The sequence below is a fragment of the Nocardia sp. NPDC004068 genome (genome assembly GCF_042874315.1).
Lineage (GTDB): Bacteria > Actinomycetota > Actinomycetes > Mycobacteriales > Mycobacteriaceae > Nocardia.
The window spans coordinates 23,495-40,713 of record NZ_JBIAMW010000024.1 but is presented as its reverse complement, the minus strand read 5'-3'; the positions used below and the strand labels follow the sequence as shown (position 1 = coordinate 40,713).

Below are 17,219 nucleotides of genomic sequence, written 5' to 3'. Positions count from 1 at the left end.
TCAGCTGTTGTGCCAGCGCGGTTCCCGGGCTGCGGTCGGGCGGCCAGCGGCTGGACCAAGCTCCGTCCGGGCGGGCAGGGGCGTTCAGCTGTTCCGCCAGCGCGGTTCGCGGCCTTGGCGGCGGGCGGCGAGCCCCTCGACCGGGTCGTGGTGGGGGATGAGGGTGTCGAGGAGGGGCTCGGGGTGGGCTGCCGCTTCGGCTGGATCGGTGGTCTCGGTCTCGGAGAGGAAGGTCAGTGATGCGCGAAGGGCGATGGGGGAGCGGGCTACGATGTCGGCGGCCATGTCGCGGGCGACGGCCAGGGCCTTGCCGGTGGGGGCGGTGCGGGCGACCAATCCCGCGGCGGCGGCCTCGGTGGCGTCGAGGCGGCGGCCGGTGAGGATCATGTCGTGGGCGAGGGCCCGGCCGACCGCGCGGGGGAGCCGGGCGAGCACGCCGGGACCGGGAGCCTGGCCGAAGGCGGTGTCCGGCAAGGCGAACGACGCGGACTCGTCGGCCACGATCAGATGACAGGCGAGGGCGAGTTCGAGGCCGCCGCTGTCGGCGCGGCCGTTCACCGCGGCGATGATCGGTTTGGACATCCGCCGCGCCGCGAGTCCGCCGAAACCGTTGGGGGAGCGGGACAACAGCTGCAACGGCGACGCGATCTCGTCGAAATCCGTTCCGGTGCAGAAGGTTTCCTCACCCGCGCCGGTGAGGATCGCGACCCACAGGTCCTTCTCGCGCTCGAAGGCGGTGAAGATCTCGTCGAGCTCGCGCTGCGCCGCCGCGGTGAGCGCGTTGCCGCTGTCGGGCCGATCGATCACCACTTCGAGCACATGCTCGGCGCGCGAGACGGCGATATGGGCGTAGTCGTCCCGGATCACCGGGTTCGGACGGCCGAGGCGCTGATCCAGTACGGCCCGGGTACGGGCGACCCGATTGCCCGCGTCGGTGGCGCGAACCACCACGCGCGTGCCGATCGGCTCACCGTCCCCGGCCAGGGCGTCGGCGAGGTCGTCATCGGCCGGATTGGCGAGGAACCGGCGGCCGTCGTCGAGCCGGCCCACCACGACAGCGACCCGCGTGCCGTCCCGTTCGTAGCGGACCGCGTAACTCTCGATCGTCGCCGCGCCGTCCGCGTGAAACACCACCGGAACCATTGGCGCGCAGTTTATTTCGTCCTGCGCGAGTGCCGAACGAGACGGTTCGCAAGGCCCGGCCGCGGTCGAGTAGACGCCCACCGAATGCTTGCTGAGGATCCCGCCGTTGGCCACCACCAGCCCGTGACTTCCCGGCCGATCCCGCACGCGCGCAACGATTTCCGCGATCGCATGGGTCGAATAGTTGTTGCCGGGCCCGCCGAAGTACGGCAGCCCGCCGGTGACGGTGAGCCCGCGCGGATCGTCGGGAGCCAGGCCGAGCCCGTCGCAGATGTTGAACACCGCGATCGGGAAACAGCTGTACAGATCCAGCGCCGAGACGTCGTCCAGCGTGATCCCGGCCATGTCGAGCGCGGTCCGCACCGCGGCGACCGCGGCCGGACTACGGCTCAGGTCCGGGCGCCGCAACAGTTCGCGCTCGGTCAGGTCGGCGCGGCCGCGCAGGAACACCATCCGGTCCTCGGGAACGCCCAGCCGCCGCGCGGTTTCCAACGACACCAGCACGATCGCCGCGCTCTGATTGACCTGCTCCCGCGCGACCAGCAGCCGGGTGTAGGCGTCGGTGATGCGCCGATTGCGATCGTCCACGGTGATCAAAGCGGTCGCGTCGCGCGAAATGGGCGACGCCGCATGGGGATTGGCGGCGGCGACCGCGCTGAAGCGGCTGAACAATTCGCCCATCGCCCGCGCGTAGTCGGCCCGCGACACACCGAGCCGGGCCCGGCGGGCATTGTCCAGCACGGTATAAGACACCGCCGGCTCCACCAGTTGGTGCAGGACGGCCTGGGCGGGGGTCATGCCCTCGATGCCGTAACCGCGGTCGTCGAGCGACCCGGCGACGCGCTCGGTGAAATCCGGACGTTCGTCGGCCGGACGGGTCGCGAGGGAGCGGACCGTGGAGATCGCCTCAGCGCCGAAAAGCACCGCGCCGTCGGATGTTCCGGCCGCGATCGCCTCGCACAACTCGGTCACCAACTGTTGCGGCCCCTGCCCGCCGGTGGGGCCGAGGATCGCCCGCCGCGGCCGGGCCCCGATCCGGGCGGCGACCGCGCGCGGCACATTGTCGGGCGCGCCGAGGACCGCCCGCGCGTACGGGCTCGACGCGTCGAAGGCGCGCACGGCGACGAACGTGTCGAGCGCGGCGATCATCTCCGCGTCCGCCGCGCCGGTGTCGGCGACCGCCGCGCGCACGGCCCGCGCCGCCAGTTCGGCCGCCGACAGCGCGCGGTAATCCGGATCGTCCAAACGTTCCGACACCTGACCCACACCGACGATGACCGGAATTCGATTGTCGCTCAACGCGTCTCCTTCACATCGTGGACCGGCACGTCGTCGGCCCACGGCTGCCGGGTCACCATGTCGGCCACCCGCACCACACCGCGTTCGAACTCCCCGGTCGCCGCGTCCACCAACCGATACCGCTGCTCCTGGCGGTGGATGGGCTGCGCGTCGAGCAGGATCACGCGCACCTCACCGGGCTCGAAATTGCATCGCTTCTGCATCGCGGCGATGAGTTGTTCGTTGTGCATGTGGCCGTCGCCGAAGTTCCAGCCGATCGCGGTGCTACAGATGCGCTCGCCGTCGGTGATCGTGTACTCGTCCTGGCGACCGGCGGGCAGCGCGCGGTGCACGAGGCTGAACAGCGCGCGGCCGTGGGTGTTCATGGCGCGGAACGCATAGCCGAGATACAGCGGGATCTGGGCGCGGTCCTTGCCGTAGTACCGCTCGAGCTGGGCCTGCGGCATACTCGCGATGGCCACGATGCCGGTGCCGATCTTCGCGGCGGCCGAGGGTTTCACGCACCACAGGGTGGTGTCCCAGTTCCCGGCGTAGTAGCGCATGCCGGGCAGGAAGGAGACCTTGCGCGGGAACAGGTTTCCCACGGCGACGGTTCCGGCCAGGACGACGAACAACAGCGCCACGAGCAGCGGACGATGCAGATCCTCGAGTCGAATGTCGGCATGCGCCACGAACAACGCGAACACGCCGAAGATCATGAAGACGTTCCACTCCAGCGGCACGCCCATGGGGATGGCGGTCAGGATCGCCAGATGGAAGCACACCATGAGGATCGCGGCCACCGCGGTCGGCCAGCCGCCGCCGGAAAAGAACAGCACCAGTGGCACGAGCATCTCGACGGCGGTACTGGCGTGCGCGACGACGCGGGACAATCGGCCCGGCCGCAGATCCTCCGGAAAGCGTTCGAAGAACCGGCGTTTGAGCCACCGCGGCCGCACCACCGGGCTGTTGGACATCATCGTCGACACCACGAACGGGAAGTGCTTGTTCAGTTTGGAGGTCGCCGCGCCCATCCAGATGACGAGGAAGACGACCTTCGCGCCCACGATCGCGTCCGTCCCGCCGAACAGGAACGCCACCGCCAGCGACGCGTAGACCTCGCCGCGCGCGGCCAGGAAGATCACCTTGTCGCGCAGCCCCAGCACCGCGAGCACGCCGAGCACGATCGCCACGTGCCACCACGGCAGCAGCCCGACCGCGCTGTCCAGCTCCGCCGACGGCCCGGTCCCGTCCGCCACCAACGCCCACCCGAGTGTCACCAGCAGCGCCGCGTACAGCGCGACATCCACCGGCGTGCGGCCATCTCCCGAGGTGAACGGCACGTACCGCGGCCACGGTGGCAGCCGTATCGTTCCCGCCCGCAACCAGTACAGAACCGATCCCATGGGCGGGAAGAACCGATTGTTCAACGGCCCGAACCCACATCCGAGCCCGACCACCTCGAACAGCATCGTGTAGAGCACGACCTTCTCGAACACGATCGGCTCCGACCACCACACCCCGACCCGCGTGAACCCGTCGATCCCGTCCGTGGTCAACACGACCAGCCACGCCCCGAGAACGTAGAGACAGATCTTCACCACATAGAACAGATGCAGCACCACGGGCGTCCCGAACCCCACCTGGGCCCAGTGCTCGGCCATCGGCCGAATCCGCTCACTCCGCGTGCCCTTGCTCCACTGCGCCACATCCACCACGGGCAGTTCGGGCTCGACAAATCCCATCACACTCTCCGTCGGACGATCATGGGGGTACCAGGGAATTAGAACACGTTACAGAAGTGTGGTGATGTCGGATTCACCGATTCGGTCCGCGCGGGTACTCTCGCGCCCGACCCCGCTTCCCCGCCTCCTCCGAGGGACCCCGCGCGATGCTCCGCCGATTCCCCACCCGCACAACGCTTTTGGCGTGTGCGCTCATCTCCGCCTGTGCCAGCCCCGCCGAACGCCCGCCCGCCCTCACGGTCGCCGAGACCTACCAGCGCTTCTTCGACGGCCACAGCCCCACCGACGAGAAGATCGACCTGGTCGAGAACGGCAGGGCCTTCGCCGACACCCTCCGGGCGCGGGCCGACGCTCCGATGGTCAAGGGCAGCACGGCGATCGTCGAGCAGGTCACCGAAACTCAATCCGACCGCGCGGAGGTCACTTTTACCCTCGTTATCGACGGCAGACCGGCTCTGTCGGGGCAACGAGGCTCGGCCGTGCGAGTCGATGGAAGCTGGAAGGTCTCGGCCAGCACCTTCTGCGTGGTGCTGACATTCGAGGGAAACTCTGCGCCGATCTGCTGATCTATTTTCGGTGCGGGCACGCGCACCACGTAGTACGCCCTATGGCCTCGCGGAGCGCGAGTGCAGGGGCTAGGAGCCCATCACACCCGCAATGCCTTCACGAGCACATCGAGATCAGTAAGGTCGCCCAGCACGGCATCAGCATCCATGAGTTCCGAGGCTGGAGTACCCCCAGCCGCAACGGCGATCACGCGCGCACCCCCGCGACGAGCTGTGTCGATATCGCCGGGGCTGTCACCGATCAGGACAGTATTGCGCTGATCGAAGCTGGTCCCACTCTGCTTCGCTGCTCGCGATCGGGCGATAGCGACCAAAGGCGGGCGAAACCCATCATCATCGCCATACGCGCCAGACTCCAGATCGAGATGCGTTGTGAGACCGAAAGTTTCGAGCTTCAATCGTGCGACCGCGCGCGTATTGCCGGTGAGCACGGACTGGTGGACATTCGGAATCTCGGCCAGACGCATCAGCGCATCCTTTGCTCCCGGAAGTACCCGACCGCGTTCCGCGAGTTCACTCTGTCGAAGCGTGTAGGCATCCAGAAGCGCCCGGGCGAACACGTCGAATGGGGGCGGGGTAGCGATCCCGTGCAACTGTGCGGTGGCGTGGTAGATGTCCGGTTCCGTTCGCCCGGTGATGTGCGGCATCTGCTGGACAGGACACCCGGTGACTCGCTCGAAAGCGGCCCGGAACGAGGCGCCGCCGACGCCCCGCGTCTCGAGCAACGTGTGGTCGACGTCCCAAAGCACCAGGACGCGAATTTGCCTCAGTCCCATGCGAATCCGTCCCCTCTGGTCCTACCCTGGCGCGGTTCGATACCGGACACCGCGAGTAACGGCCGGTACGGGATGAGCGCCAGGCAGCATTGCGGGGAAGCGCTGGACCCGCTACATCCGCTACACGTAATTTCGGCCCCTAGCAGGGATGTAGCGGATGTAGCGGATGTAGCGGGTTTGGCGCGGCTCTGGTCTGACCTCTTACTCGGGAGCGCCGCTTACTGTCGAGATAAAAGCGCGCCACTCCGCAGGGCCGAACACGAGCGCAGGGCCATTAGGATTCTTCGAATCACGGACGCCGACCATGCCCTCAGCGAGGTGAGCGATTTCTACGCACTCGTTTGCGCTGCCGCTATACGACGATTTAAACCACTTCGCGCCGGATAGGTCCATGCTCACTACTGGTATCTCCTTGCTATCAACTTGATACGATCTCTGGACACGGATTCATCCAGAGATGCCTCTCGTAGGATATCGTTCAGCGCTCGGAAGCGTTCCACTCGGTCTTGATCTTCGAAGGTGGTCGAGCCTATAGCGGCTTCCGTGTACACCACTGACGGCTCATCGTCGGGAAAATCCAGGATGATGTGTGGAGGTATGACGCTGCCTGTTGGAGCGCTATTCGAAAACGGGAGAACTCGAATAGAAATGTTCCGGCGACGGCCCATCCGGATTATATGACCGAGCTGTTCCCGCATAGCATGATTAGAGCCCACGCCTGAGTACAGAACATTCTCGTGGATTATGAACTCGGCGGCGGCCGGGTTCTTATCGCGTGTCAGAATTTCTGAGCGCCGCATTCGAAGCTGAACGCGAGTCTCTACTGTGCTGGCAGCGTAAGCTGGATTCCGAGTCTCCAAGGTACGAGCATAGTCCGCTGTCTGTAGCAGTCCCGGAACCAGTATCGGCTGATAGAACCAAAACTCGGAAGCGAACGCTTCCAATTCCAAGTAAGTTCCGAAACCTGGAGCAATCAAATGCTTCGAATCCTCGAACCAAACTTTGACATCTGTCATTGCTACCAGCGTCTTCAAGTACTCTGTTTTGCCCTCGTTCAGGAGATACTGTTTACACAGGTATTCGACCTCCATCTCACTCACGTTTTCGGATTGACCATTTTCGATGCGGCTCAGTGTGGCGCGAGAAAACGCCTTGCCGCCGACAGCTGCCACTACCTGATCCAATGTCAGGCCGAGTGCCTGTCGTGCGTCGCGAAGCGCGCGGCCGAGTCGTCGTCGCGGAAGTGTCGTACCTGCGAGGCCTGCTTTCCTCGGCATCCGTACCCCCTGTATCTCAGATCGCACATCCGCTGATTCTCGCCGTGAGAATCAGCCTAGGTGAATTTTGGGAAACGTGCTGGAACTTTGCGGGCGCCCGCGGAACTCTCATTCCGAGTCTTCCACCGTCGGCGCGTGGGGGCCACGATAGCTGGACGAAACAGGGTCGCGGACGGCTTTCGGCGAATGAAGGTCTTCGGCGAGCTGATGGCGCAACCGAGGGGTTGAGATGCTGATTCAAACGGTGTCCGATCGGAAGACGTTGCATCGCACCGAAGTTGGCACGGGTGATGTCGCGCTCTGGGAGCTGGAAGGGCTGAGGGTCCGGGTGTTGTGGGTGCTCCGGCGATCCCACCACGCAACCGCCCCGGCGTATCGGTGGCCTGACGAGCCGCTTCCTAGGGCGAACTGTGGCCTTGTCCGATTCCCGAAAGAAGACCTTCCGGACCTGGCCGAAGCCCGTGAGCGGTTCCCCCGCCTCTGGGTGTTGTGGGACGAGGTCAAGAAGGAGTTTCAGACCACCGTGTGGTCATACGGCCCTCGGATGAGTGCGGTATGACGAATCAAATTATGCAGCAACGGATTCCGGGTATGTTCGCACCGCCGGAAGGGTTTGCCGAGATCACGGAAGCCCTTTTGAGACGTGTCCTCGCCGGACTCGAAGGCCCACGGCCCGAGCGACTTTCATCGGATGCCTCATGTGAATGCGCTTCACCCGTACCGGAGACGAACGACCCTGAGCCCCAACGGGTTACGTGCGAATCGGAGCGCCCACAGGTGGGGTGCGGAACATCGCAGTGACGAAAAGGGGCTGGGGAATGAACAGAAGGGTTGAACAGTTGAAATTGCCTATTTCGACCATCGCGCGCCGCGCGCTCGGGCGCGAGTTGATGATCCATCGAGAAAAGACCACCTTCACCCGGAATGCCGCCGCACGTCTCCTCGGTGTCTCGCCGCAAACCATGGCCCGTGTAGAGGAGGGCGTGAACGCGAAACCCATGAGCGATCTCTACGTCAACACCCTGTGTGACGCCTATGGGATTTCCGATAAATCGCGTAGACAGTTGCTCGCGCTGGCGAAAGAGCACCGAACCTATGTGAGAAACGGGGGCGGGTGGTGGCGCTCGCGCGTGGATTCCGCGCCCGGGGACATCGATATTCGCTCGACAATCGGTGATCTGTCGCAGAGGCTGTGCGCGTGGCATGTGATCCTTCTGCCCGAGGTTGTGCAGACCGCGGATTACCGCCAGGCGGTGGCGTGGACGGCGTGCCCCAACGCGCCCGCGACTCAGGTGGCCGCGCGCATGGAACGCTCGACGCATCGGCAGCGCCGCATCGAAGACGAGACCTTCTCGGCCGAGATCTTGCTGTCCGAGGCGGCGATTCGCGAGCAGTGGGGCGGGCCCGGAGTGATGAACGAGCAACGCCGATTTCTTCTCGAAATCGGCAAGCGTCCGAATGTTTCGATCAGAGTCGTACCGTTCGATGCGCGAAGCCATATCGGTGCGCTGGTCAACTCGTTTTCACTCCTGGAATTTCCGGTGCAGCCGAAAACGCGGCTGACGCAACCGCCCGTGATCTACATCGAAGAGTACGCGGGAGAGTTGTTCCTGGAACGCACCGAGGAGGTTCAGGCGTATATGGCTGTCCTTGCCGAGTTGCGCCGCGTCGCTCTGAGTGACGCGGATACCGCTGAGCTGATCGCGGCGACGGTCTCCGGCTGAGTGCTGGCCGAAAATGCTTGCACCGCAAGCTAATCCGGCAACCGCGACATCTCCAACAACGTCAACCCCAATGAGTCGATACGAGCGAGCACCCCACGCGCCGCACTGCTGTCAGGCACCGCCCCGAACAAAGTGGTGGTACCCGACAGCGATCGCTCGCTGCGGTTCAGCTCGGGAAAGGCGGCCAAGGCGCGGTCGGACAGTTCGCCCTCGACGACGAACTGGTATCGGACGGAATCGGCCACCGGCGTTCACCTCCTCGGGCGTGAGCCTGGTGCCGAGGCCGGGGGTGCGCCTCATCCGCACGGGATGAGTTCGGTCGGCTCACCCTGTTCGGGTGACGCGCGGTCGGGCGAGCTGCGCGACAGTCGCGAGATCAGGAAGGAGCACATTATGGCAACCACGTCGGAAGACCATTCGGTTCGACAGGGCATCGCCGCGGGGACCTCGATCGGTGCCGCGGTGCTGCTGCTCACCGTGGGTGTGCTGTCGTTTCTCCAGGGTGTCTCGGCGGTCGCGAACGACGATCTGTTCGTGACCGGGCCCGACTATGTGTACAAATTCGATCTCACGGGGTGGGGCTGGGTTCATATCGTTCTCGGGGTGATTCTCGCGGTCTGCGCTCTCGGTCTGATGACGGGTGCGGCGTGGGCGCGGGGTGCGGCGATCGGGATCGCGGCGCTGTCGATCCTCGCGAACTTCCTGTGGCTGCCCTTCTACCCGTGGTGGTCGGTCGCGGTGATCGCCCTCGACGTCGTGGTCATCTGGGCCGTCGCCACCTGGCGGCCGCAGGAGTGATCTGACCGGTTCGTTTTGTGACCTTTCACCAGGGGTGACGCGGTTCGTCCGGATGGAAGGATCGGCGGCTATCGTCGTCTGGCCAGTCGATCGTGTCCGGACCGAACAGTTGGGGTTGGAAGGCAGTTGTCCATGCTCCCGAAGCGCAAGCCCTTGGATGAGCCCGCGTTGGTTGTGCTCGGCTACATCAACGCGCGCCATCTTCCGCCCGGGGACGGTCCCTGGGCGCTGGGGTCGTCGATGCGCGTGAGCGCCGTCGAGTGGGGATTCGATTGGGGCGGAACCTTTCTCGATCGCAATACGCACGGCGAGACGGTGGCGGCGCTGACCCGGGCCGCCGCCCGGGATCCGCGGGTGGCCCTGGTGGTGGTGCCCGCCGAGGAGCATCGGCCCGACGGGCTGTACGAACTGCGCGCCGGGGGGCGGCTCGTGCGGGTGGTCACGGCGGCGGCGCTGGGCGGGCGGCGGCACGCGGGCTGAGCGCCGTTGACTTATGCAGGTAAATACCTGCATAATTTCGTGGTGTCAGCGGAGCCGGATATCGATGGGGTTTTCAAGGCGCTCGCGGACCCGACCCGGCGGCTGTTGCTGGACCGGTTGCGCGAGCACAGTGGGCAGACGCTGCGTGAGCTGTGCGAGCGGGTGGCGATGGCCCGGCAGTCGGTGACCCAGCACCTGGACATCCTCGAGCGCGCCGGGCTGGTGACCGTGCTGCGGCGCGGGCGCGAGCGGGTGCACTACATCAATCCGGCCCCGATTCACGACATCCAGGCGCGCTGGATCGCCGAGTTCGACCGGCCCCGGCTGGACGCGATCCGCGCCATCAAGAACCAGGCAGAGGAGTACGCCATGAGCACACCGGTGGTGCCCGACTACGTCTACGTCACCTACATCCGCGCCGGCGCCGAGCAGGTCTGGCGGGCCCTCACCGACGCCGACCTCACCGCGCGGTACTGGGGACACGCGAATGTGTCGGACTGGCAACCGGGTTCGGACTGGGAGCATCGGCGCGTCGACGGCTCCGGCGCGGTCGACGTGGTCGGGAAGGTGCTCGAGTCGACCCCGCCGACCCGGCTCGTGGTCACCTTCGAGGACCCGCAGCGCGAGGATCGGGAACCCTCGGTGGTCACCTTCCTCGTCGAACCCCATCAGGACATCGTGCGGCTCACCGTCACCCACGAGAAGCTGCCGAATACCGAGATGCTGCACGGCATTTCGAGCGGCTGGCCCGCGGTGCTGGCCAATCTCAAATCGCTGCTCGAGACCGGCGAGGTGCTGCCGCAGGCGCCGTGGGAGATGTCGGCCGCGCACGCCTGAGCGCTCACTCCGGATCGCTGAGGTAGATCTCGCGGTACTCCTTGGCGAAGGCGCGGCGGCCGAGCAACCGCCAGGCCAGACGAGCGGGCAGCGGCATCTCGGCGAGGAATTTGCGGCGGTCCGCGGCGGGCACGCCCTGGAGGATGAAGCCGAGGAAGACCAGCTGCCGGTCCTTGGGCAGGTGCTCGCGGCCGCGTTCGCCGAGCGCCTGCCACTCCGGAACGGTCATGACGTCCTCGACCAGGGGCAGGATGTGCCGCTCCTCCTCGGCCATGTGCTCGTCGAGCGCCTCGGCGAGCGCGCGCAGGGTGGCCGCGAGGCGCTCGCGCACGGAAACGTTTGCGGCGGTGGCGAATTCGGCCGCCTCGCGCCGGGCGCGGTCGGTGAGTTCGGCGATGCGCTCGTGCTGTTCCTCCATGCGCAGCACCAGCCCGGCGTCGGTGGGCGCGCGGTCGAGCAGGATCGGCCACATGAGTTCGTCCTCGCCGGTGTGGTGGCTGTGCAGGCCGGTGCCGAGTTCGTCGAAGAAGGTGACCAGGCGGCGGGCGCGGGCCACGTCGCCGGGGGCGACCGCGGCGACGAGGCCGGGCAGGGCGGTGCAGTGGCGGCGGAAGGCGTTGTGGACGACGACCATGTCGTAGGTGTCGGGGCGGACGGTCGCGGTGGTGGTGGTGTGCATGGCTCCGACTGTGCGGCGCGCCGCTTGCGGGTCACTTGTAAGGCGCTGCGCGGGCCGTGTCCTTAGACTTGGCGGGTCATGGTTCGGATCCGGGTACTCGGCGCGCTGACCGCGGCGGACCAGCGTGGTGAACTCGATCTCGGCGGCCCGCGGCAGTGCGGCGTGCTGGCGCGGCTGCTGGTCGCGCGAGGTGAGGTGGTGCCCGTCGACCGCCTGATCGACGATCTGTGGCGGGGTGAGCCGCCGCCGCGGGCCCTGGGCGCGTTGCAGGCCTACGTCTCGAATCTGCGGCGGCTGCTGGAACCCGAGCGCGCCCCCCGCGCCCCGGCCACGGTGCTGATCAGCCGGGCCCCGGGGTACGCGGTGCGGTTGGCCACCGCGGATGTGGACGCGTGGGAGTTCGGGGCCGAACTGGAATCCGCTGGGCGGCAATCGGATCCGCGCGAGCGGCGACGCGTGCTCGAACGGGCGCTGGCCCGCTGGCGCGGCCCCGCCTACGCGGCCTTCGCCGCGGAGCCGTGGGCCGTCGCGGAGGCGGCCCGGCTCGAGGAGTTGCGCCTGGTCGCCCGGGAGCGGCTCGCCGCCACCCTGCTCGACCTGGGGGAGTTCGCGCTGGCCGCCGCCGAGGCCGAGGTGCTGTGCACGGAGCATCCGCTGCGGGAGGAGGCGTGGCGGCTGACGGCGCTGGCCCGCTACCGGGCGGGCCGTCAGGCCGACGCGCTGGCGGCGCTGCGGCGGGCGCGTGCTGTCCTCGCGGACGAGCTCGGCATCGATCCTGGTCCGGCGCTGATCGAGCTCGAGGGCGACATCCTGGCCCAGCGAATCCCGGTGGGGGACAGGGGCGTCCACGTTATCGATTCGAGACCGGCGCTGGTCGAGCCCGAGGCCGACATCCTCGCCCAGCGGATACCATTGAGGGATAGCGGCGCCCACGTTATCGATCCGGAATCGGCGCTGGTCGAGCTCGAGGGCGACAGCCGCGCCCAGCGGATACCGTTGGGGGATAGCGGGATTCACGTTCCAACGCAGTCCGAGACAGACGACGAATTGCTCGGGCGCGCAGCGGAATTGGCGGCCCTGCGTGAGGCCGCCACCGGAACCGGCTCCCGTGCGGCGACCGTCGTCGGTGAGGCGGGCAGCGGAAAGTCCACCCTGCTACGGCATTTCGGCGCGGCCGTGCGCGCGTCCGGGCACCGGGTGGTGGTCGGGCGTTGTCCCGAGGACGACGCCGCCCCGTCGGCTTGGCCGTGGGTGGAGATCCTGCGCGATCTGACCCGCGAATACGACCCGGGCGAATTCGCCCCGGCCCTCGCGCCGCTGCTCACCGACGGCGCGGGGACACCGGACGGCGACGGCGCCCACGGCCGGTTCCTGCTGCACCGCGCGGTGTGCGGATATCTCACCGAGGTGGCCGCCGGGGGCCCGCTGGCGATCCTGCTCGACGACGCGCATCGTGGCGACACCGAGACCGCGGCCCTGCTCGCCGCCGTGGCGACCCGGGTGCCGGGGCTGATCGTCGTCGGGTATCGACCCGACGAGGTACCGCCCGCGCTGGCCGAGGCGCTCGCATCCCTCGCCACCACCGTGCGCGCGCGAATCCGATTGCGCGGCTTGGGAATCGACGACAGCGCTCGGCTGATCGCCGCTCGCACCGGCAGCGCACCGGCGGCGGATGTGGTGGAAACTCTGCACGAGCGCACCGGCGGGAATCCGTTCTACCTCACCGAGATCGCACGGTTGCTGCGGAGCGAGGGCGCGGTGATCGCGGCCTCCGAGGTGCCCGACGGCGTGCGGGATGTCCTGCGCCGCAGGCTTTCCCGGCTGCCGGAGACCGGCGTGGCATTGCTGCGACTGGCCGCGGTGATCGGGCGCGAATTCGATATCGCGGTGCTGGTGCGCGCGGCCGAGGTCCCCGAGGACGACGTGCTGGACGCGGTGGAGGCCGGGGTGCTGGCCGGATTGTTGGACGAACCCGCCAGCGGCCGAGCGCGTTTCACCCATGTGCTGGTCCGGGACACGCTGCTCGGCGATCTGTCCCGGCTCCGCCGCGACCGCTGGCATCGGCGGATCGCGGCCGCCATCGAGGAGATCGATCCCGGTGACCTCGCGGCCCTGGCCCATCATTACGTCGAGTCAGTGACTCCCGAAACGGCAAGGTGCGCAGCCGATTACGCGGTGGCCGCCGCCGAACGCGCCGAGCGGCGCTACGCTCACGACATCGCGGCGGCCGGATACGAACGCGCGGTCGCGGCGCTCGAGCGGATGACCGGAGTCGATACCGTCGAGGAGCGGGTGACCGTGCTGTGCCGGGCCGCGCGCGCCCACCTCTCCGGCGGCGCCGGGCTGGCGGCCCGCACCGCCCGCGATCGCGCCGCGGCGCTGGCCGAGGAGGCCGGGCGCACCGATCTGGTGGTGCGGGCGTGCACCGCCTGGGACACCCCGACCCCGTGGATGAATCGCCTGTACGGCGTGATCGAACACCGCGTGATCGGGTGGATCGAGGACGCGCTGCGCCACCCCGGGCTCACCCCCGCCGACCGCTGCCGATTGCTGATCACCCTGGTCGACGAGATCGGTGGCGAGGCGGGCGAACAGGCGGCGCGGGCCGCCACCGAGGCCGAGGCCCTGGCCCGCGAACTCGGCGACGACGACCTGCTCGCCCGCGCCTTGCAGGCCCGCGCCTCGCTCTACCGCGACGCCGATCGGGGCCCGCTCGCCGCGGAACTCATCGAGATCGGGCGGCGCGCCGGGCGCGGGGACTACCTGCTGCTCGGACACACCGTCGCCATCCAGGCCGCGGGATTCGCCGCCGACATCCCCGCGCTCGTCGAACACCTCGAGGCGGCCACCGTGCTCGCCGATCGCTACCAGTGGCGGCAGGCGCAGGTGGCCAACACGATGGCGCGTGGACTGGTCGCGCTCGCCACCGGCGATCCGGACGCGGCCGAACAGCATTACCTGCGTGCCGACGAAATGCTCACGCGCGCGGGCATTCTCAACGCGGGCGGCATTCTGGCCATGGCCATGTTCGTGGTGCGGCTCCAGCAGGGCCGGGTCGGCGAACTGGCCGGGCTGGTCGCCGAATTCGTGGGCACGGGCAGCGCGGCGACCCTCGACGCCCTCGTCGACTTCCTGGTGCTGACCCTGCTCGGGGCGGGTGACCGCGCCGAGGCCGCGCGGGTGCGCCGCCGGTCGCGCCCGGTGCGGGACGATCTGTTCCGGTCGTTCTTCCTCACCCTGCGCGGCATGGTCACCGCCGAGTTGGGCACGGCCGAGGAAGCCGCGGCGGTCTACGCGGAGCTGCTCCCGTATCGCGATCGGCTCGGCGGCGCGGACACCGGGGCCTACGCGGTCGGACCGGTCGACACCGTGCTGGGCGATCTGGCCGCCCGGCGGGGGGACATCGGACTCGCCGCCGAGCACTACCGGGCCGGGCTGGCCGTCGCCCGGCGTTGCGGGAATCCGATATGGATCGCGGCCGCCACCGACCGACTCGAACGCTGACGGTCTCCTAGTCGCTCACAAGCCGCACCCGGACCGTTGTCTCCATGACCACGGATACGCGCCGCCGCCGGACGGCCACCGACCTGTTCCTGAAGACCTCGACCGCCGCCCACCGCACACTGCTCACCCTCAGCGGCGGCCGCCTCGGCACCCGCTTCAAGAAGATGCCCACCCTGGCCCTCACCACCACGGGACGCCGAACGGGCTTGCCCCGCACCGTGATTCTGACCGTCCCCGTCGTGGACGGCGACACCTACCTGATCGTCGCCTCGCGCGGCGGCGGCGACGTCTCCCCGGACTGGTACCACAACCTGCGCGCCGACCCGGCCGTCGAGGTCTCGTTCCAGCACGGGCCGACGCGGCCGATGACCGCGCGCGTCCTCGACCCGGACGAGCGGAACGCGCTGTGGCCGCGAGTCCTCGAGGCGTATCCCGGTTACGGGACCTACCAGGCGCGGACCACCCGGCGAATTCCTTTGGTACTGCTCACTCCACGCGACTGAGCGCCGTCGCCTTCGGCCGGTACTGCTTACTCCGTGCGCCTGAACGCGGTCGCCTTCGGCCGGTGCTGCTTACTCCGCCTGGCTGAGGGCGGTCGGCTTCGGCCGGTGTTGCTCACTCCGCGCACTTGTGCGCCCTCGCCTTCCGCTAGGGCTGCTCACTCCGCCCGGCTGAGCGCGGTCGGCTTCGGCTGGTGCTGCTTACTCGGCCCGGTGAGCGCGGTCGCCTTCGGCCGGTACAGCTCACTCTGCCTGACTGAGCGCTGACACCAGGGACGTGGCGAGCAGGGCGACGGCTCGGTTGGGGTCGGTGGTGAGGCGGCGGAGGGTGTTCAGGGCCAGGGTGCCCGGGAGTTCGGCGAGGGCTTGGGTGAGGCGGATGCGGATCGGGGGTTCGGGGTGGGCGTCCAGTTCGGCGGTGAGGGCGGTGAGGATTCGGTTGGCCCACAATGGGTCTCGGGACAGTGTGCCGAGTAGTTCGGCCGCCTCGACGTCGTTCGGGCCCTCGACGACGGTGGCCACCAGCGTCGGGATCGCGGCGGTGTCGCCGCGTGCGCCGAGGGCGAGTGCGGCGGTGCGGCGGACGGCCGGGTCGGTGTCGGCGAGTGCCTCGGTGAGCAGGGCGGTGGACTCGTCGCCGGGCAGTTCGGCCAGGGCCAGCGCGGCGCGTTGCCGCACCTCGGCGTCGGTCGCGGTGAGGCCGGGGGACAGGCTCGCGACCGCGTCGTCGCCGCTCCGGGCCAGTGCCCAGCGCAGGGCCCCGGCGACATTGGGGTCGGATTCGGTGAGGATCGCCTCGGCCAGCACGTCGGCGGGCATCGGCGCCTCCTCGGCCGAGGTGAGCAGAACCTGTTGGCGCCGTGCGGCATTCGTGGATCCGAGCCCGCGCAGCAGCTCCACCACGCGCAGCACGTCCGGCCACCCGGCCGGGTCGGCGGCGTCGACCCGGCGCAGGCGTTCGAGCAGTTCCCGCTCCCGCCGCAACCGCTCCTCGGTGTCGCGGATGAGCTCACCGACCAGGGCGGCCGGGGCGAATTCGGGATCGTCGAGGGCGCGCGCGATCTGGCGCAGCGACAACCCGAGCGAGCGCAGCCCCTCGACGTGGAAGATGCGCCGGATGTCCTCCGGCGCGTACTCCCGGTAGCCGCCCACGGTGCGGCCGGTCGGCCGCACCAGCCCGAGGGTGTCGTAGTGCCGCAGCATGCGGGCGCTCACCCCCGAGCGGTGCGCCACCTCACCGATCAGCATCGGTCCTCTCCTCTCGGTCCGGGCCGAGCGCCGCGACCCGTTTCGCCGCGTCGACGGCGAGGTCGAAGCCGCCATCCGGATCGTGCCACAGCCGTTCGGTGGCCCGGGCGTGCTCTGCCACCGCGGAGTCGTTGTCCGCCATGGCTTTTCGCAGCACCGGCTCGATCACCTCACCGAGCGCGACGAGCGCGCGGCTCAGGCTCAGCCGCGTCTCCCGGTCCCCGCGCCCGAACTCGGCCGCCAGTTCCCGCGCCAGCGCCGCCCGCTCGTCCTCGGGGACGAGCACGACCGCCGCCCGCCACGCGCTGCGCGCCACCTGGTCGTCGGCGTCGTGCAGCAGCGACCGCGTGATCGCGGGCCACGTACCCGGATCCCCGATCTTGGACAGCGTATGCAACGCCTGGCTGCGGGCCTGAGCGCGGTCGGACCGCAGCTCCGCGCGCAGCCGCGGCACCGTGCGCTCGGCCGGGAGCCGGGTCAGCGCCCAGGTGAGCATGTCCCGCACGAAGAAGTCCGGTTCGACCGCGCACCGGTCCACGAGCGCGTCGAGGAAACCGGGCTCGGGCCGCGTCCCGATCGCCAGGGCGGCCCGCAACCGCGTCGAGGAATTCGTCGCGGCCAGCGCCTCGAGTACCGAATTCATGATGATCACCTCCGGCCGCCA

16 protein-coding genes are annotated in these 17,219 nt (G+C 68.5%); 7 read left to right on the top strand and 9 right to left on the bottom strand.

All coding sequences use genetic code 11. The annotated features are described in order from the left end of the window. Positions 1–84 precede the first annotated feature (84 nt). On the bottom strand, positions 85–2,442 hold the full coding sequence (locus tag ACFYTQ_RS36135) for an acetyl-CoA acetyltransferase (protein WP_387370661.1): 2,358 nt from the start codon (positions 2,440–2,442) through the stop codon (positions 85–87). Continuing rightward, positions 2,439–4,166 carry a DUF3556 domain-containing protein gene (locus ACFYTQ_RS36130; RefSeq protein ID WP_387370659.1) on the bottom strand — a complete coding sequence of 576 codons (1,728 nt, stop codon included), beginning with the start codon at positions 4,164–4,166 and terminating at the stop codon, positions 2,439–2,441. Before ACFYTQ_RS36130 ends, ACFYTQ_RS36135 begins: the two co-directional genes overlap by 4 nt. Positions 4,167–4,312: 146 nt before the next feature. On the opposite strand from ACFYTQ_RS36130, the gene ACFYTQ_RS36125 reads away from it, so the two are divergent. Continuing rightward, positions 4,313–4,732, top strand: coding sequence for a hypothetical protein (locus tag ACFYTQ_RS36125; RefSeq protein ID WP_387370657.1), 420 nt, complete (start codon positions 4,313–4,315; stop codon positions 4,730–4,732). 80 nt (positions 4,733–4,812) lie between these two features. Here ACFYTQ_RS36125 and ACFYTQ_RS36120 read toward each other — a convergent pair whose 3' ends face one another. The 3 genes from ACFYTQ_RS36120 to ACFYTQ_RS36110 form a co-directional block, all read right to left on the bottom strand. Then, complete coding sequence (locus ACFYTQ_RS36120; protein WP_387370655.1) at positions 4,813–5,508, bottom strand: HAD family hydrolase; 696 nt, start codon at positions 5,506–5,508, stop codon at positions 4,813–4,815. Between the two features lie 201 nt (positions 5,509–5,709). Then, the gene (locus ACFYTQ_RS36115; RefSeq protein WP_387370734.1) at positions 5,710–5,901 is read right to left on the bottom strand and encodes a DUF397 domain-containing protein; all 192 of its coding nucleotides are present in this window, start codon (positions 5,899–5,901) and stop codon (positions 5,710–5,712) included. Positions 5,902–5,906: 5 nt separating this feature from the next. After that, the gene (locus ACFYTQ_RS36110; protein ID WP_387370653.1) at positions 5,907–6,785 is read right to left on the bottom strand and encodes a helix-turn-helix domain-containing protein; all 879 of its coding nucleotides are present in this window, start codon (positions 6,783–6,785) and stop codon (positions 5,907–5,909) included. Between the two features lie 818 nt (positions 6,786–7,603). On the opposite strand from ACFYTQ_RS36110, the gene ACFYTQ_RS36105 reads away from it, so the two are divergent. Beyond that, complete coding sequence (locus tag ACFYTQ_RS36105) at positions 7,604–8,509, top strand: helix-turn-helix domain-containing protein (RefSeq protein WP_387370651.1); 906 nt, start codon at positions 7,604–7,606, stop codon at positions 8,507–8,509. Between the two features lie 29 nt (positions 8,510–8,538). On the opposite strand, the gene ACFYTQ_RS36100 is transcribed toward ACFYTQ_RS36105, so the two are convergent. Further along, positions 8,539–8,754, bottom strand: a complete 216-nt coding sequence (locus ACFYTQ_RS36100; RefSeq protein ID WP_387370649.1) for a hypothetical protein — start codon at positions 8,752–8,754, stop codon at positions 8,539–8,541. Positions 8,755–8,902: 148 nt separating this feature from the next. Between ACFYTQ_RS36100 and ACFYTQ_RS36095 the strand changes: the two genes are divergently transcribed. The 3 genes from ACFYTQ_RS36095 (at position 8,903) to ACFYTQ_RS36085 (ending at position 10,624) form a co-directional block, all read left to right on the top strand. Continuing rightward, complete coding sequence (locus ACFYTQ_RS36095) at positions 8,903–9,307, top strand: hypothetical protein (RefSeq protein ID WP_387370647.1); 405 nt, start codon at positions 8,903–8,905, stop codon at positions 9,305–9,307. 132 nt (positions 9,308–9,439) lie between these two features. After that, complete coding sequence (locus ACFYTQ_RS36090; RefSeq protein WP_387370645.1) at positions 9,440–9,787, top strand: hypothetical protein; 348 nt, start codon at positions 9,440–9,442, stop codon at positions 9,785–9,787. Between the two features lie 42 nt (positions 9,788–9,829). Then, positions 9,830–10,624: an ArsR/SmtB family transcription factor gene (locus ACFYTQ_RS36085; RefSeq protein WP_387370643.1), complete on the top strand. Its 795-nt coding sequence runs from the start codon at positions 9,830–9,832 to the stop codon at positions 10,622–10,624. 4 nt (positions 10,625–10,628) lie between these two features. Here ACFYTQ_RS36085 and ACFYTQ_RS36080 read toward each other — a convergent pair whose 3' ends face one another. Continuing rightward, positions 10,629–11,303, bottom strand: a complete 675-nt coding sequence (locus tag ACFYTQ_RS36080) for a hemerythrin domain-containing protein (RefSeq protein WP_387370641.1) — start codon at positions 11,301–11,303, stop codon at positions 10,629–10,631. Between the two features lie 78 nt (positions 11,304–11,381). On the opposite strand from ACFYTQ_RS36080, the gene ACFYTQ_RS36075 reads away from it, so the two are divergent. Both ACFYTQ_RS36075 and ACFYTQ_RS36070 read left to right on the top strand, forming a co-directional pair. After that, positions 11,382–14,807 carry a BTAD domain-containing putative transcriptional regulator gene (locus ACFYTQ_RS36075; RefSeq protein ID WP_387370639.1) on the top strand — a complete coding sequence of 1,142 codons (3,426 nt, stop codon included), beginning with the start codon at positions 11,382–11,384 and terminating at the stop codon, positions 14,805–14,807. Between the two features lie 44 nt (positions 14,808–14,851). Then, entirely contained in the window at positions 14,852–15,310 is a 459-nt protein-coding gene (locus ACFYTQ_RS36070) for a nitroreductase family deazaflavin-dependent oxidoreductase (protein ID WP_387370637.1), read from the top strand. Between the two features lie 240 nt (positions 15,311–15,550). Here ACFYTQ_RS36070 and ACFYTQ_RS36065 read toward each other — a convergent pair whose 3' ends face one another. Then, positions 15,551–16,555, bottom strand: a complete 1,005-nt coding sequence (locus tag ACFYTQ_RS36065) for a HEAT repeat domain-containing protein (protein ID WP_387370635.1) — start codon at positions 16,553–16,555, stop codon at positions 15,551–15,553. After that, positions 16,542–17,198 carry a HEAT repeat domain-containing protein gene (locus tag ACFYTQ_RS36060; protein ID WP_387370633.1) on the bottom strand — a complete coding sequence of 219 codons (657 nt, stop codon included), beginning with the start codon at positions 17,196–17,198 and terminating at the stop codon, positions 16,542–16,544. The genes ACFYTQ_RS36065 and ACFYTQ_RS36060 overlap by 14 nt, the downstream gene beginning before the upstream one ends. Positions 17,199–17,219 lie beyond the last annotated feature (21 nt).

Coding starts and splice junctions, on each gene's coding strand:
- ACFYTQ_RS36130 (WP_387370659.1), bottom strand. CDS start 4,166: ATGGGATTTGTCGAGCCCGAACTGCCCGTGGTGGATGTGGCGCAGTGG.
- ACFYTQ_RS36125 (WP_387370657.1), top strand. CDS start 4,313: ATGCTCCGCCGATTCCCCACCCGCACAACGCTTTTGGCGTGTGCGCTC.
- ACFYTQ_RS36120 (WP_387370655.1), bottom strand. CDS start 5,508: ATGGGACTGAGGCAAATTCGCGTCCTGGTGCTTTGGGACGTCGACCAC.
- ACFYTQ_RS36115 (WP_387370734.1), bottom strand. CDS start 5,901: ATGGACCTATCCGGCGCGAAGTGGTTTAAATCGTCGTATAGCGGCAGC.
- ACFYTQ_RS36110 (WP_387370653.1), bottom strand. CDS start 6,785: ATGCCGAGGAAAGCAGGCCTCGCAGGTACGACACTTCCGCGACGACGA.
- ACFYTQ_RS36105 (WP_387370651.1), top strand. CDS start 7,604: ATGAACAGAAGGGTTGAACAGTTGAAATTGCCTATTTCGACCATCGCG.
- ACFYTQ_RS36095 (WP_387370647.1), top strand. CDS start 8,903: ATGGCAACCACGTCGGAAGACCATTCGGTTCGACAGGGCATCGCCGCG.
- ACFYTQ_RS36090 (WP_387370645.1), top strand. CDS start 9,440: ATGCTCCCGAAGCGCAAGCCCTTGGATGAGCCCGCGTTGGTTGTGCTC.
- ACFYTQ_RS36080 (WP_387370641.1), bottom strand. CDS start 11,303: ATGCACACCACCACCACCGCGACCGTCCGCCCCGACACCTACGACATG.
- ACFYTQ_RS36075 (WP_387370639.1), top strand. CDS start 11,382: ATGGTTCGGATCCGGGTACTCGGCGCGCTGACCGCGGCGGACCAGCGT.
- ACFYTQ_RS36070 (WP_387370637.1), top strand. CDS start 14,852: ATGACCACGGATACGCGCCGCCGCCGGACGGCCACCGACCTGTTCCTG.
- ACFYTQ_RS36065 (WP_387370635.1), bottom strand. CDS start 16,555: ATGCTGATCGGTGAGGTGGCGCACCGCTCGGGGGTGAGCGCCCGCATG.
- ACFYTQ_RS36060 (WP_387370633.1), bottom strand. CDS start 17,198: ATGAATTCGGTACTCGAGGCGCTGGCCGCGACGAATTCCTCGACGCGG.